General features: G+C 44.2%; 13 protein-coding genes. 1 reads left to right on the top strand and 12 read right to left on the bottom strand.

From position 1 onward, the window contains the following. Positions 1 to 138: 138 nt before the first annotated feature. From HMPREF1863_RS09030 to HMPREF1863_RS01535, 6 genes are all read right to left on the bottom strand, one after another. Positions 139 to 5,457, bottom strand: coding sequence for a hypothetical protein (locus HMPREF1863_RS09030; RefSeq protein WP_157065058.1), 5,319 nt, complete (start codon positions 5,455 to 5,457; stop codon positions 139 to 141). 247 nt (positions 5,458 to 5,704) lie between these two features. Beyond that, entirely contained in the window at positions 5,705 to 6,718 is a 1,014-nt protein-coding gene (locus HMPREF1863_RS01555) for an SH3 domain-containing protein (protein WP_068366755.1), read from the bottom strand. Between the two features lie 168 nt (positions 6,719 to 6,886). Further along, a complete protein-coding gene (gene cysE, locus HMPREF1863_RS01550; protein ID WP_157065057.1) occupies positions 6,887 to 7,405 on the bottom strand; it encodes a serine O-acetyltransferase in 519 nt (172 codons plus the stop codon). A gap of 2 nt (positions 7,406 to 7,407) precedes the next feature. After that, positions 7,408 to 8,286 carry a cysteine synthase A gene (gene cysK / locus HMPREF1863_RS01545; protein WP_068366884.1) on the bottom strand — a complete coding sequence of 293 codons (879 nt, stop codon included), beginning with the start codon at positions 8,284 to 8,286 and terminating at the stop codon, positions 7,408 to 7,410. Positions 8,287 to 8,452: 166 nt separating this feature from the next. After that, on the bottom strand, positions 8,453 to 9,448 hold the full coding sequence (locus tag HMPREF1863_RS01540; RefSeq protein ID WP_068366750.1) for an ornithine cyclodeaminase: 996 nt from the start codon (positions 9,446 to 9,448) through the stop codon (positions 8,453 to 8,455). 82 nt (positions 9,449 to 9,530) lie between these two features. After that, positions 9,531 to 9,971 (bottom strand): universal stress protein, encoded by a 441-nt coding sequence (locus HMPREF1863_RS01535; protein ID WP_068366744.1) that lies wholly within the window; start codon positions 9,969 to 9,971, stop codon positions 9,531 to 9,533. Positions 9,972 to 10,117: 146 nt separating this feature from the next. Here HMPREF1863_RS01535 and HMPREF1863_RS01530 point away from each other — a divergent pair, with 146 nt between their 5' ends. Next, positions 10,118 to 10,969: a pirin family protein gene (locus HMPREF1863_RS01530; RefSeq protein WP_068366882.1), complete on the top strand. Its 852-nt coding sequence runs from the start codon at positions 10,118 to 10,120 to the stop codon at positions 10,967 to 10,969. Positions 10,970 to 11,047: 78 nt separating this feature from the next. On the opposite strand, the gene HMPREF1863_RS09180 is transcribed toward HMPREF1863_RS01530, so the two are convergent. The 6 genes from HMPREF1863_RS09180 to HMPREF1863_RS01500 all read right to left on the bottom strand — a co-directional run bounded on the left by HMPREF1863_RS09180 (position 11,048) and on the right by HMPREF1863_RS01500 (position 13,329). Further along, entirely contained in the window at positions 11,048 to 11,251 is a 204-nt protein-coding gene (locus HMPREF1863_RS09180) for a hypothetical protein (protein ID WP_198142693.1), read from the bottom strand. A 408-nt stretch (positions 11,252 to 11,659) separates the two neighbouring features. Next, positions 11,660 to 11,908, bottom strand: a complete 249-nt coding sequence (locus HMPREF1863_RS01520; protein ID WP_068366741.1) for a hypothetical protein — start codon at positions 11,906 to 11,908, stop codon at positions 11,660 to 11,662. 173 nt (positions 11,909 to 12,081) lie between these two features. Then, positions 12,082 to 12,330, bottom strand: a complete 249-nt coding sequence (locus HMPREF1863_RS01515) for a hypothetical protein (RefSeq protein ID WP_068366738.1) — start codon at positions 12,328 to 12,330, stop codon at positions 12,082 to 12,084. A 107-nt stretch (positions 12,331 to 12,437) separates the two neighbouring features. Then, entirely contained in the window at positions 12,438 to 12,635 is a 198-nt protein-coding gene (locus HMPREF1863_RS01510; RefSeq protein ID WP_068366736.1) for a hypothetical protein, read from the bottom strand. Positions 12,636 to 12,669: 34 nt separating this feature from the next. Beyond that, entirely contained in the window at positions 12,670 to 12,927 is a 258-nt protein-coding gene (locus tag HMPREF1863_RS01505; protein ID WP_068366734.1) for a hypothetical protein, read from the bottom strand. A 108-nt stretch (positions 12,928 to 13,035) separates the two neighbouring features. Further along, the gene (locus HMPREF1863_RS01500) at positions 13,036 to 13,329 is read right to left on the bottom strand and encodes a hypothetical protein (protein ID WP_068366732.1); all 294 of its coding nucleotides are present in this window, start codon (positions 13,327 to 13,329) and stop codon (positions 13,036 to 13,038) included. Positions 13,330 to 13,477: the final 148 nt, after the last annotated feature.

Below are 13,477 nucleotides of genomic sequence, written 5' to 3'. Positions count from 1 at the left end.
CCTTAGGAAATAACAAAGGAGGTACTCAATTCAACACTTTAAAAGATTTTTAGCTATCTGTTGCTATTTTCATAAAAAAAGCATCAAACTTTTCCCTATGGAATCGGTTTGATGCTTTTTTTATTTCTGCACGATAGTTTATTTATCGTTTCTTTTTCTCTTCGTAATAAATAGTCCGCCTATTGAGCTGAAGAACAGACCAAACATGCCGGCTATGCCGTCGACTCCGGTTTTCGGCGGGGCACCCGGTGCCTCGGGAGGCGTTTCCGGCGGTGTCTCCGGCGGAATCTCCGGCGGTGTTTCCGGTGGTATCTCCGGTGGTATTTCAGGAGGCGTCTCCGGTGGTATTTCAGGAGGCGTCTCCGGTGGTGTTTCCGGTGGCGTCTCCGGTGGTGTTTCCGGCGGTGTTTCAGGCGGTGTTTCAGGCGGTATCTCCGGAATACTTTCATTGACAAGTTCCACATCCATAATGGTCGTCAATTCTAAATTTCGAGGTACGCGAATGTAGCCGTTTTCAACAACTATTACATTTCGATCATCAGCCTTTAAAGAAAGCCCGATTTTATACCCGTTTTTAATGAGATTCCCTATAGTATTGCCGAGGACGGCATTTTCTTTTACATAAGTTTCGCCGGTTTTAGAACCCTTAGATTCTTGAAGCAACTCTTCCAAAGTCGGTGTCTTTTTGCCGGGTTTCTCGCCCTGAAATCTATAGATGACATCCGCTATTTTCCCTGTCTTTCGATCCCTAAAAACAAATCGATAGTTTACGTCTGTTTTTTTATTTTTATAACCCGGCACTTCAAGTTCTTTTACGGTGTAATCATACAAAGGATCATCTACGTCCAGGACGATTTTATATCCGTTTTCCCTATTCAGTTTGACCCTTTGCTCATCTTTTCCATTGGACAACACCACGGTGATTTCATCCGGCACCTTATTACCTTTATTAAAGTTCAGCCATGCCTTTTTGATGATAATTTCCTTTTTCTCTTTCGTGCTGCAAGGACCTACGACGGCAATATCGCGGAAGTCTTCATTCATAGCCACAGAATACGTTACAGCCCTGTTCTCGTTGAGATTATATGTTTCGCTATAATCAAAGGTCTTGTTCCGCAGATTATCGTCCCAGGGGGAAATATCCTCGCCGATCATTTGCCATTTCCCCGTGTAGGTGGTTACATCCACGCTCGGCTCCGTATGCAGACCGTGGATATCAAACATATCCCGCGTAATATACTCGGGGTGTTCTACATAATAATAATTGGTGAGGTAATAATTCTTTTTCTCTTGATCGGATAATTTCATGTAGTCCGTCTGAGACATTATTTTGCCTGTTTCTTTATTGACTACACGATCCGCCATGTTGTTGTAATGCAAAAAGTTCTCAGTGTATTCACCCCAAAACACAGCCGGGCCACCCTCTTCTGTCGAGGTCTTCCACACATTTCGCACGTCTACGGGGATATAGGGCGTCTTTTCAACTTGCTTCTCGTCCACGTTAAAGGTAACGCGAAGGCCGACGACCCCTCTGCTTCCTCTGGAGTTAAAGGCGTAAACATTCACTTTCGACAAATCGACCTTATCTTGGATCCCCGGCTCTCCATAGGCATAACCGAGTTTCGTAATAAGATTGAGGGGGTTACCGGTAAGATCTTTATAATCTCCCATTTGATATTCTTGGCGTAAATTACCATTTCCAGTCCAACTCTCAAGTGACAACCCCATCTTTTTTATTTTGTCGTACGCTTCCCGTTGCCATTGGCTCTTCATCCGCAAATACTGCGGATCCGTTTTATCCTTAAACCAGCTATCTAAAAGGTCAAGAGAGCGCTTGAAATCATATACTTCACTATATTTTCCAAACAGCTTTCCAAAATCATATCCTCGATAATCGCTGTAGACATACTTTTCTTTAAAGCTCTTTACATCGTTCGGAGAAATGTACTTCGGTTTATTTTCCTCCGTTAAAAATACTTTGCCTTGATTCAATTGATTTTGAATATCTTCACGTGCTTTTTCATAGCCTTCATCTAATTGCTTTTGAACTGTGTCGGGATGGCTTTGAAATTGACTTAGCTTATCCCGATCAAAATGCTCTAAGATTTTCTTGTCTCTTTCGTATTTTGCCTTCAGTTCCTCAAAGCCGCTTATAAACTTTCCGGAATGGGGGTTCCATTCGTCGATGCCCAGCTTTTCATTTTTGTTGTAAATCCCATTCGCTTCCGTGCTCGCGAGTATGCTTAGGATCTGAACCTTGTTTAATTCTTTCGGTAAACCGGCCGCTTCCAAGTTTTCTAAGATGTGCTCAAAAACTTTCGTTTCATGGCTGCTCAAAAATTCTTTATAGTCTTCAAAACGATAGACTTTTTTCTTGGAGTTCAGGCTGTCATCTTCGAAAAAATTAGAAATTTTGTCATAAGCTTCAGATTCGTAGCTGTTGTTATTTCCGATTAACGTAAATTCGACATTCTTTACAAAATGAGGCATGACAATATTATAATCGCTGGCCGTTTGTCCGTGATCCGATGAATGAACGCCGCGAAGGCTGATTTGATATTCATATTTCCACGTTCCGTCTTTTTGTTTGGCGCAGCGAATCGGCGTTACATCGACGCCTCCACGCGGTCCTTGAGCGTTTGACACCCCCATGATTAACAGACCAATTCCCGCGGGGCCAAAGTTAATATTATCCGATAATAGATCTTTCGCTCCATTACCCGGTTCGGATTTCGGATCCCAAAAGTCTTTTTCCGGGCGAGTCAAGTTGTCGTAACCCATATCGACCTGACTGTCGCTATCCTTTTCTTTTCTCGGATCTTCTTGCGGTTTTGGATCGCCGGGATTCGGATCTTGATGCTCCGGATCAGCTTTCATGAAACGAGACGTTTGATCTTCGTAGCCTAATCTCTTGTAAACAGAGGCAAGATCTTTGGACGTAGGCTTTTGGGATTTTATAAGCCCGACATCGGTGATCTTCATTAGATTCTCTATGAGTCGATCTTCTTTAATACGTGTGTTGACCCTGTAATCTCCATAACGTCCATAGCCATTGGCAATTTGAACGCCTACGTCAAATGAAGAGGCACCATAGGTTTTCATTTTAATCTTTACGGAATCCTTAAAGTTTTCAGCGCCTTTTGATTTAAAGGGATTAATCGACTTTACTAACCGAGATTCTATAAATTCTCCGTAATTATAGAGATTCTTTCCCGTCTTTAACCCGATGCGATATTTATCCCCCGTATATTCGCTGGGGGCCCCGCCTACATTGCCGTAAAAACCATTGATGTCAAACGTCCCCGGTTTGATGAGTTCCGGATGATTATAAATCGTGGCATAAAGATCGGATCTGGATTCCAATACCGTTTTATTAATGACTTGATCCACCTTTTCATCGTTCGGATTGGCTTCAATCAATTCACCTGCATTCGCCCCCGGTCTACCTGAGGATTTATCCGGCGTTCCATAGCCATCGTTAAAGTTAAAGGCCGTAGGGTCGCTCTTATTCAAGACGCCTAACATTCTGGCGCCTAAGCCCATATTCGGTGATTTTTTTACTTGATCCCCTGCAATGTCAAATTCAACGACAAAAGTTACAGGGCCCCCTTGTTGAGGGTTCACCAATCGAAAATGTCGATAGTGCTTTTCTGGCCTTAATACTCGATAGCCTGAATAGTAGTTCGGTTCATTAGTATATTTGCTCTTTTCAATCTGGGCTTGATCACCGTAAAAATCTACAAGTCGATCGAACTCGACGACTTTGTTTTCCAGGCGCGTTCGATGATGAATGTCATTGTAGTAGGGAATAGAGAAGGTATTTTCCTTATGTTTATATTCTTCATTATTCCATACACTTTCCGGAACATATTCATCCCGGTAATATTTCTTTCCATCCGCTGTCCAATAGGCCGTATCATCCGTCTTTAGGCGATCCGCTTCCAGTAAAACCCTCGTCGCTTGATCTTTTGTATTGACGATGCCCAGTTCGACATTGACATCTCTATTCTTATAAGAATAGGATCCGTCGCTGTTTTTCTTATATTCTTGTACCCCGTTCAAAATAAACTTGATATTTTTTGCCATGGTCGGAGCGTAAACGTCGAGTTTTGTCGAGGAATACTTGTCATTAGAGGTTACGGAATTAAAAGAAACTTGATAGCGATACTTGTAAGAGCCGTCCGGATTTTGAGTAGCATAGCCGAGAGGCGATACATTCACATAACCATTGTCCTCAGACTTTGAAACCATAGATTCATCGGCATTAAAATTCAATCCGAAGCGGTAAACATAGTCTACAATGCTTTTCCGATCTTCTTGCGACATATTCGGCTCATGCTTTACAAGATAACTGTTAACGAGGGCCGCCTTATAGGCGCGATCAATTAACTCGTCGTAGTGTTCTTTTCCCCATACCTCCATGAGAGCGCTCGGGGTCTCTTCCACAACCTTTTTAATTTTTTCTACATCAACCTTTTTCTTGGTTTCATTTTCGGAGCCGTCGTAAAATTCATAGGAAATATTGCCGTTTTTATCGACGATCTTTTTTACATAAGCGCCGTCCCTTTCGACGGTTTTATATACTTTAGAGTTCGTTCCTACGCGTTTGTGCAAAGGATTGGTTAAGTCGTCGGCCGTGTTCTTAATATCAGTTGATGAAGAACCATAGACATTCTTAACTTCCGGAGCCGTAAAGCCACCGGAAGAATAGGAATACCCTCCATCTAATTTATAAACTTTATCATCGGTCAAGTCGTGGACGTAAGCATTTCCATATTTATCGACATAGCTTTTAAATCCGTCGGCTGAATAAATAGTATTGCCGTCTTTTAGAACCACTTTATAAAATTGTGATTTTTCATTTCCCTTTAAATCTAAAAGATTCATATCTTTCAGCTTGGGAATCCATTCCTGCACTTTTACAAAAGACGATACATTCTTTTTGTACTTATCAAATTCCTCTTTAATTTCTTTTTCTGTTAATTCATTGCCTTTTTTAAACTGGTAGCTTCCGTCATTTTCCGCTTCGATAGAGTGATCTTGAAAATTCTTGTTGTGATTTTTATCCTCGTACTGATGGTCGATAGAATGAGGGTATCGATCATCCTTTTTCTCATTTTTCTGAATGTCTCTCTTCTTTTCAGGATCGGCATCCTTTTTCTCCTTTGCCTTTCCCGAAAGATCCTCAAAGCTCGGTTCACTGTCATCCCCTGCGCAAGCTTCGCCCTCTACCGTCGTTTTTTGAGCATGTAAAGGCTTCGCTTCCCGTTTTTCAGGGGAGTTCAGGCTCGCCATCATATTGTTCGTGTTGGCTTTTTCTTCTGCCACTGTTTTGTTTACAGGTTTGGAATCCATCGAGGTTCCACTTTCTTGTGCAAATGTCCCCTGTGCCGGGCACACAAGAACCAGACCTAAGGCTCCCGATACTATAAAGTACTTCGTTACATTGTTTTTCATGCTTATCATTCTCTTTCGCTACCAAATCATATGTTACTTATATACTTCATATTCTAGCAGAACCTATAACTTTCGCAAATTCTTTATTTTTATCTTCGTTTTCATATGTAACTATTCGTTCCTTTCGTATGTGCCCATAGGTCTCTTGTCGTTTAGTGTTGAATCGCTCCAATAAAAAACTGACCTCCATTCGTTGGTTTTTAAGTCCAACTTTTGGGGGTCAGTTCACACGCGGACACTTTTTTTGTTAGAATTCGCCGTTCAGTGTTCGATAGGAAATCCAGCCGTCGCCAATATTGCACCAGGTTCTTACGGAATCCGAATGGGTGTCAATGACGTAAACTGTATCTCCTCTTTCTAAAGTATAAAGGGTGGGGTAGCTTTTCCCCGGACCCGAGCGCACATTGGCTTGTGCCGCCGTGACGCGCTGGGTCGTAAAGAGAATGCGGCTCGCTTCAGTGGCGCGCTTCGCCGATTTGGCGGCGTTGGCCTTCGCCTTGGAGGCGTTGGCAGCTTCCATTTTTTTCGCCGTCTCTTCCGCATCTTTTTTATCTTTTCCAAGGCCCGTCTCTTCTTTTAACGCCATGAGACGCCCGTTATCCGGCGCCACGGCGAGCAATCCGGACAAAAGCTCCGATGCCTTGTCGAATTCTTCCGCTCCGTTTAACGCGCGAATTTTATTTTCCGCCGCCGTCACCACGCGGTTAATGCCCTCTTCCGCCTTATCTTCGAGATCGTTATCGTGTTCTTTTACCGCCACATAACGTTCTAAAGCATCGGCAAAGGCGAGATCATTTAAAGCGTCGTCAGCCGCTTCCAAAGAGGATTTATCTTTTGCCAATTCCTTGGCTTCTTCGGCATCTTCTTTGTCGCTTTCCTTTTGAGTAATCTCGTAAAGCTTGCGGAAATCGTCGTAGGCCTTGTCGTAATTTTCATCCTCCATGGCGCTTTCCGCCGCTTTTCTCAGCCGCGTACGTTGGGTCGCTTTAAAGGCCACTACACATAAAGCGATGAGCGCAATGGCGACGAGAGCGGCCGCCACGCCGATCATGACTTTTTTCTTTTTCTCTTTGGAATTCGCATCGTCGAATTCATCGTCGTATTCGATTTTTTCCCGTGCAATGGACTCGGCAGCCTCTACGGCATTCACCGGTTCCATAGGTTGTGTTACGTCCTCTTCCGACGGCACTAAGGGCTTGCCGCAGGATTTACAAAATTTCGCATCGGCTGCGTTTTCCACGCCGCAATGGGAGCAGTTCATATATGCCTCCTTCTGTTCTTAATATAAAAAATGAGTGCTGATAAAAACGTTTACACTATAAGATTATAGTATAGTGTTTTACAAAAAACTTCAATACGAAAAAGCGCATATCCTTCTCCATAAAAAGAAAAAATCGAGCAGAATATTGCTCGATTCTTCTTTTATAACTTAACGTTGATGAACTACTTCAGCGGGAATCCCTACGACGGTGGCGTGGGCAGGCACGGGATCCAGTACCACGGCGCCTGCACCGACTTTTGCATCGTCGCCGACGACAATAGGCCCTAAGACAGTAGATCCCGCCCCCAGGAGTACTCGATGTCCAATGGTGGGATGGCGTTTGGTTTTGCTCTTCCCTCGGCCGCCCAAGGTGACGCCGTGATAAATGGTGACGTCGTCGCCAATGACCGCCGTCTCCCCGATGACCACGCCCGTTCCGTGATCGATAAATAACCTCTCGCCGATACGCGCTCCGGGATGAATTTCGATGCCGGTTTTATTGCGGCTTCTGTGGGAAATCCATCGCGCCCATGTCGTGTGGCCTTTTAAATAGAGGCGATGAGCTCGCTCGTGACTTAAAAGGGCGGTGACGGCCGGGTAAAGAAACATAGCCTCGAAAAGGTTTCGACAAGCGGGGTCTTTCTGTAAGATGACCTCCGCGATTTTTCTTCGCCTTTTAAACAGCATGTCTATTGAAAAAGATCCGTCGACATGTAGCGTTCCGCCGCGTCGGGCAATACCGTGACGATGTTGCCTTCGTAGCGTTCGGCGAGTTTTAGCGCACCTGCCACATTGCCTCCTGCGGAAATCCCCACGCTTAAACCTTCTTCCGCACTTAAACGGCGCGCCATGTCCATAGCCTCTTCGCTTGTAACGGTGATCACCTCATCCACGACGCCGGGATCGTAGTTTTCGGGGATAAAATTGGCGCCGATCCCTTGAATTCCGTGGCTCCCTGCTTTTCCCTGCGTTATAAGGGGGCTTTCCGCCGGCTCGATCCCCACGACGACGGTATTTTGATTCTTCGCCTTCAGCGCTCTGCCTACGCCGGTCACCGTGCCGCCGGTGCCGATGCCTGCCACAAAGACGGCGACGGAATCAAGGGCTTCTAAAATTTCGGGTCCCGTTGTTTTTTCGTGCATCTTCGGATTGGAAGGATTGGAAAATTGATCGGGCAAAAAATAATCTCCCGTAGCGGCCAGTTCCTTCGCCTTATCCACCGCCGCCTGCATGCCTCCTTCCTCCACTAAAAGAAGCTCCGCGCCGAAGGAGCGAATCAGCGCCTTGCGTTCGTCGCTCATGGAGGCGGGCATGACGATGGTTACATCATAGCCTAATTGCTTTCCGATAAGGGAAAGGGCGATGCCCGTGTTGCCGCTCGTGGGCTCGACGATTTTCATGCCGGGCTTCAGCGCGCCCCTTTCGATGGCGTCGTTCACCATGGCGTAGGCGATGCGATCCTTAATACTCGCCGCCGGATTATTTTTTTCAAGTTTTGCATATATGCGGCCGCCGCCCATTGAAAGTTGTACGACGGGCGTATGGCCGATAGTGTCTATAATCTTCATGATAATATCCAACCTTTCTACTTCGAATGGTCTTTTCATCATAACGTGAATCCGACGCACTGTAAACCGCATGGCCGCCTTTATACATCCTGCACATATTGTGTCGTTTGAAAAAACGCATCTCTTTTTTGATTCTAAACATAAAAAAAGCGCCGAAGCGCTTTTCTTACAATTGAATTTCCCGTCCGATTCCTTTTTCCTTCGCCATTTGGTAAACTTTTTCACCGACGACAATATCGAAAACGGCGGATCCCGTGGATTTAAAGAGGGTGATCTCATCGTCATTTTCCCGGCCTACCAATGTGCCGAGCACCACTTCTCCGATTTCGTGTTCCACTTTTTCACGGGACACGAGACCGTCTTGAACAGGCTTCATTAAATCCCCGGCCTCGTGCATGACGCCGTCGATGGTATCTAAATATACCTTATCGGCGCGCGCGACAATTTCAGGCGGCAGCTCGATCATATCAGGCGTGTAGGCGCCGACGCCGTTAATATGGCAGCCGGGCTTTACGAGGTTGCCGTCGAAAACAGGCGATGTCGCCGTCGTCACCGCCGTAATAATATCGGCTTCAGGGATCACCGGCGCGAGATCGGAAATGCCGATAAGTTCCGCACCGTATGCCTTCATATCTTCTTTTACCGATTCCACAAAAGCATCCGCCTTTTCCTGTTTGCGATTAAAAATATAGGCCTTTTGAATGGGGCGCACGGCGAGAACCGATTCCAGTTGGCTCTTGGCTTGGCCGCCGGTACCGATTAAGACGAAAACCTCCGCATCTTTTTTGGCGAGAAGATCAGTAGCGGCTCCGCTTAAACCGCCGGTGCGCATGCGGGTAAGCTCCGTGCCGTCCATAATCGCCTTCACAAAGCCCGTTTTTGCATCCATCATCACCATGGTCGCGGGAACAGAGGGCATACCCTTGTCCGCATTCTTTGGATACACGGCGATAATTTTAACGCCCAGAGCGTCTTCCCCTTCGATTAAACCCGGCATAAAAAGAGCCTGACCTTCCGACTTCTTCACATCTAAATTCGTACGCAGGGGAATATCCGTCTTTTTCGACGAGTAGTACCCCATGGCGGATTTGTCCGCTTCAATAACGTCCCTTACCGACATGGAACGGCTAACTTCTTCCGCCGTTAACATTAAAACCTTCATAGGCCACCTCCAAACATAATCTAATCTATTATAATCAAAAAAATCCGCAAAACAAAAGCCCCACTTACAAGCGGGGCCCATGTTAAATGCGGCAGGTTTCTTTGTTGATGAGTACCGGTACCTTGGCACCGTTTAGCACCCTGTCGGAGACAGAGCCCAAGAGCGTTCTGGAAAAACCGCCCAGACCGCGACTGCCCATTACAATTAAATTTACCTTGTTTTCTTCTGCACAGGCGATAATTTCTTCCGAAGCGCGCCCGATACGGTAACACGTTTCAATGGCGCCGTCGTATTTCATTTGCTCTTTCGCTTTTTCTAAAATACTTTCCGCGCGATCCGCTTGCGCCTTCTTGAAGTCCGTCGTGAGAAAATCGCCGGGGTAATGCTCAATAATATTCGTGTCCGTTAAGACAGTCAGGATGATAAGCTTCGAATGAAACGTTTTAGCTAAAAGTTCAGCTTCTTTTAAAGCACAATAAGAATCTCTCGATCCGTCAATAGGTACTAAAATTTTATCATACATACTATCCCTCCTTATATATAGTATACCACGAATTTAGCAAGATAAAACGATAATCTAAAGAAGAACGAAGTTTTCCCCTTGTTTAAATCTAAAACGAGAGAGTATATATCATAATGAAGAAAAAAATAGAAGAAAGGAAAGTAAAAATGAATAGAACTGTGAAACGAATCGTGGAAGGCAAACCCGGTATCGACGGCGCCGGCGTTCACCTGACCCACGTATTAAGTCGCCACACCATGCACGACAGCGATCCCCTTCTACTCCTCGATGCTTTCGATTCTACCGATCCCCAACACTACACGGCGGGCTTTCCAATGCACCCACATAGAGGCATCGAAACCATCTCCTATGTTTACAGCGGCGCCATGGTGCATCGGGATTCCCTCGGCAACGAAGACGCCATTACAGACGGCGGCGTGCAATGGATGACATCGGGAAGCGGCATACTCCACGAAGAAAAACTTCCCCCCGTAAAGCGCCTTTTCGGCGTGCAGCTTTGGCTCAACATGAAGGCGAAAGACAAAATGGCAGACCCCGCCTACACGCCCATCCGCTCCGAAGAAATTAAAGAAATTCCCTTCGACGGCGGCATGCTGCGCCTTCTCGCCGGCCGTTACAAAGGCCACGAAGGCTACCTTTCCAAATACCAACCCGTCGATTACTACGATGTGCACATCGCCCCGGGGAAACGCTTTGAAATGAAAGTGGACGAAAACCGCGCCATTACCCTCTTTACCCTCATCGGCGAGGCGGAAATAGAAGGGCAAAAAGTAGAAAACTTTCGCGCCTCCATCTTAAATAACGGCGACACCCTTGTCATCGACAACAAAACCGAAGAAGAAAACGCCGTTCTCGTCTTTATATCCGATCCCATTAAAGAACCAATCGCCTGGCGCCCCGGCCCCATCGTCATGAACACGGAAGAAGAACTGGACGAAGCATTCGACGAAATAAAAAAAGGCGCCTTTATAAAAGATGCCATTCATATGAATAAGTAAAATTTTGATCCATTTCGGAACAAAGATAAAATCGAGTAGGCAATTTGCTTGCTCGATTTTTTTGAGAAAACCAGAGGCTCAATCGAGTATCTCAATAGACTTAATTTCGTTGTCGCTGAAGAAAATATAATTCTTTCCGTCATAAAGCGTCAGCGAGTCGCGACCCGTTTCATCATTATCCGCTTTGCCCGTAATGTCGGAAATAACACCGTAAAATATCCGGTCGTCTATTCCGACTTTCGCACCTAAACACTCGTCTTGTATCTCTATCGTTGACCTCATGATGTGACCGCTCCATGTAGTCTCTTAAAATGTCGTAAGGATCGTCTCGATAAAGGAAAATTCCCCCAATATCATTCGGCTCTTGCAGATCATAAATGTAGTCTTCTTCCGTATCATCTACTACCTTAAGATTTCGATCTTTGTCTCGAACAATAATATAAGTTTTTCCATTGGTAAAACTGAGGGGATCGTCTTTTCCCACATACTCCACAGTTCCGATGTAGTCCATAGAAAGCATCGAATTCGTTTCCGATTGATAAACCTCGACTTTTCTCACGTCTTTAACCCCTTTTTACCCGATCTGATTGTAATAAGGTTCTTATGTACGAAAACTCCCCACGTATACAGGTAGGTTATCAGAAGGCACGCCTAATGCATCACCTATTGCAAAACTATAAATAGCTGATTTTAACATTTTATCCAATCCTCAATTTTATAATCGGCAGGAATTCTACCCTCTTTTTGATATTTAATGAATTCTTCTTTTGAGAGTGTATTGATTTTTACAAACTTCTGCATTATATCATTTTTATTAAGCGGATTTACAAAATCAACAAACAGTTCATCGTAGGGCATATAATCTGGCCTAATTTCAATTTCCCCACTATCTAACAAAGGAATATAGTCGTCTGATTCATGTTTAAATTGCTTTGTCATTATATAACTAGCTCCATAACTATTTTTAACTTACCGTCTTTCTTGAAAACATCTAAAATTTTCATGAGCGAGATCGCCCCCGCGTGTGCGGGTAGGTTTGAACGTTCCACGTTTTTTGAATTGAAAAGGTACGCCTAACGCATCCCCTACTGCAAATCCATAAATAGCTGATTTTAACATTTTATCCAATCCTCAATTTTATAATCAGCAGGAATTCTACCTTCTTTCCGGTACTTAATAAATTCTTCTTTTGAAAGCGTGTTGATTTTTACATATTTTTGCATTATATCATTTTTATTAAGCGGATTTACAAAATCAACAAACAGCTCGTCGTAAGGCATCCACTCTGGCCTAATGTAAATTTTCCCATTATCTAACAAGGGAATATAGTCGTCTGATTCATGTTTAAATTGCTTTGTCATTATATAACCGCCTCCATAACTATTCTTAACTTACTATCATTTTTGAAAATATCTAAAACTTTCATGAGCGAGATCGCCCCGCGTGTGCGGGTAGATTTCCTCGCCTACTATTCTAATATTTCGATGTCTTTGATGTCACACGGAAAAAAGATGTAAAGGCTATGGCCTATTCTAACATCAATGCTCTCCTCTTCCTCCGGATTGTTATTGGAATCGGTATAACCCTCAACAAACCCTCTCCACTCTCCATTATCAATATCTAATAGTCTAATATTTTTGCCCCAATATTTTTTTAAATTATCCATTCGTCACCTATTGCGAAACCGTTAATAGCCGATTTTAACATTTGATCCACTCCTCGATTTTATAATCGGCAGGAATTCTGCCTTCTTTTTGGTACTTAATGAATTCTTCTTTAGAAAGTGTATTGATTTTAATACACTGTTTTAATTTAGATTTTTTCTTCTTGCCCAACGGATTCGGAAAATATAACAATACTTCGTCATCTTTCACCCAATCAGGTCTTATTAACTCTCCGTTATCTGTATCTAACAGAGGAATGTAGTCGTCTGGTTCATGTTTAAATTGTTTTGTCATTTTACAATCGCCTCCATCACTATTTTTAACTTACCGTCTTTTTTGAAAACATCTAAAATTTTCATGAGCGAGATCGCCCCCGCGTATGCGAGTAGGTTTAGTGTGCTTTCACAGAAACTTAATCGTTATTTTTCCGCCCGTTATTTCGGGCATGGCCCACGCTCCAAACGCATCCCATTCTTCGGCTATGTTGTCATTTAAAAACAGCCGATTAAATTCCTCCGCTTTTTCTTTGGGCACAAGCCACCCAAACAATCGATCGGTTTCCATCCCTTGAAAAGTCGTGCCGTCGCATTGGCCAAAATCTAAGAAGAATACTTTACCCAGATTTTCCGCTTCTTTCTGAACGTGCTCAAAAAATTCTAAAAACTTAACGCTTTCTTGCGTTCTTAACCCTTGCATTTTCAATCCCTCCTTTCAGTATCGTTACGAACTCATCATTGTTATTTGCTAACATAGGATCACTCCCGCGTGTGCGGGTAGGTTGGATAACGCGGGTCATAAGATTATCGTGTATCAGGATCACCCCCGCGTGTGCGGGTAGGTTCGT

Origin of the sequence: Aedoeadaptatus coxii, assembly GCF_001553115.1 — a bacterium.
Classification (GTDB): Bacteria; Bacillota; Clostridia; order Tissierellales; family Peptoniphilaceae; genus Aedoeadaptatus; species Aedoeadaptatus coxii.
Note: the sequence above shows the minus strand (reverse complement) of the source record. Positions and strands in the feature narration are given on the sequence as shown.

What these genes read in the sequence shown, in the direction of transcription:
- HMPREF1863_RS01515 (WP_068366738.1), bottom strand. Translation starts at nt 12,330, where the DNA reads ATGACAAAGCAATTTAAACATGAATCAGACGACTATATTCCCTTGTTA.
- HMPREF1863_RS09030 (WP_157065058.1), bottom strand. Translation starts at nt 5,457, where the DNA reads ATGAAAAACAATGTAACGAAGTACTTTATAGTATCGGGAGCCTTAGGT.
- HMPREF1863_RS01540 (WP_068366750.1), bottom strand. Translation starts at nt 9,448, where the DNA reads ATGAAGGTTTTAATGTTAACGGCGGAAGAAGTTAGCCGTTCCATGTCG.
- HMPREF1863_RS01505 (WP_068366734.1), bottom strand. Translation starts at nt 12,927, where the DNA reads ATGACAAAACAATTTAAACATGAACCAGACGACTACATTCCTCTGTTA.
- HMPREF1863_RS09180 (WP_198142693.1), bottom strand. Translation starts at nt 11,251, where the DNA reads ATGAGGTCAACGATAGAGATACAAGACGAGTGTTTAGGTGCGAAAGTC.
- HMPREF1863_RS01500 (WP_068366732.1), bottom strand. Translation starts at nt 13,329, where the DNA reads ATGCAAGGGTTAAGAACGCAAGAAAGCGTTAAGTTTTTAGAATTTTTT.
- HMPREF1863_RS01530 (WP_068366882.1), top strand. Translation starts at nt 10,118, where the DNA reads ATGAATAGAACTGTGAAACGAATCGTGGAAGGCAAACCCGGTATCGAC.
- cysE (WP_157065057.1), bottom strand. Translation starts at nt 7,405, where the DNA reads ATGCTGTTTAAAAGGCGAAGAAAAATCGCGGAGGTCATCTTACAGAAA.
- HMPREF1863_RS01520 (WP_068366741.1), bottom strand. Translation starts at nt 11,908, where the DNA reads ATGACAAAGCAATTTAAACATGAATCAGACGACTATATTCCTTTGTTA.
- HMPREF1863_RS01535 (WP_068366744.1), bottom strand. Translation starts at nt 9,971, where the DNA reads ATGTATGATAAAATTTTAGTACCTATTGACGGATCGAGAGATTCTTAT.
- HMPREF1863_RS01555 (WP_068366755.1), bottom strand. Translation starts at nt 6,718, where the DNA reads ATGAACTGCTCCCATTGCGGCGTGGAAAACGCAGCCGATGCGAAATTT.
- HMPREF1863_RS01510 (WP_068366736.1), bottom strand. Translation starts at nt 12,635, where the DNA reads ATGGATAATTTAAAAAAATATTGGGGCAAAAATATTAGACTATTAGAT.
- cysK (WP_068366884.1), bottom strand. Translation starts at nt 8,286, where the DNA reads ATGAAGATTATAGACACTATCGGCCATACGCCCGTCGTACAACTTTCA.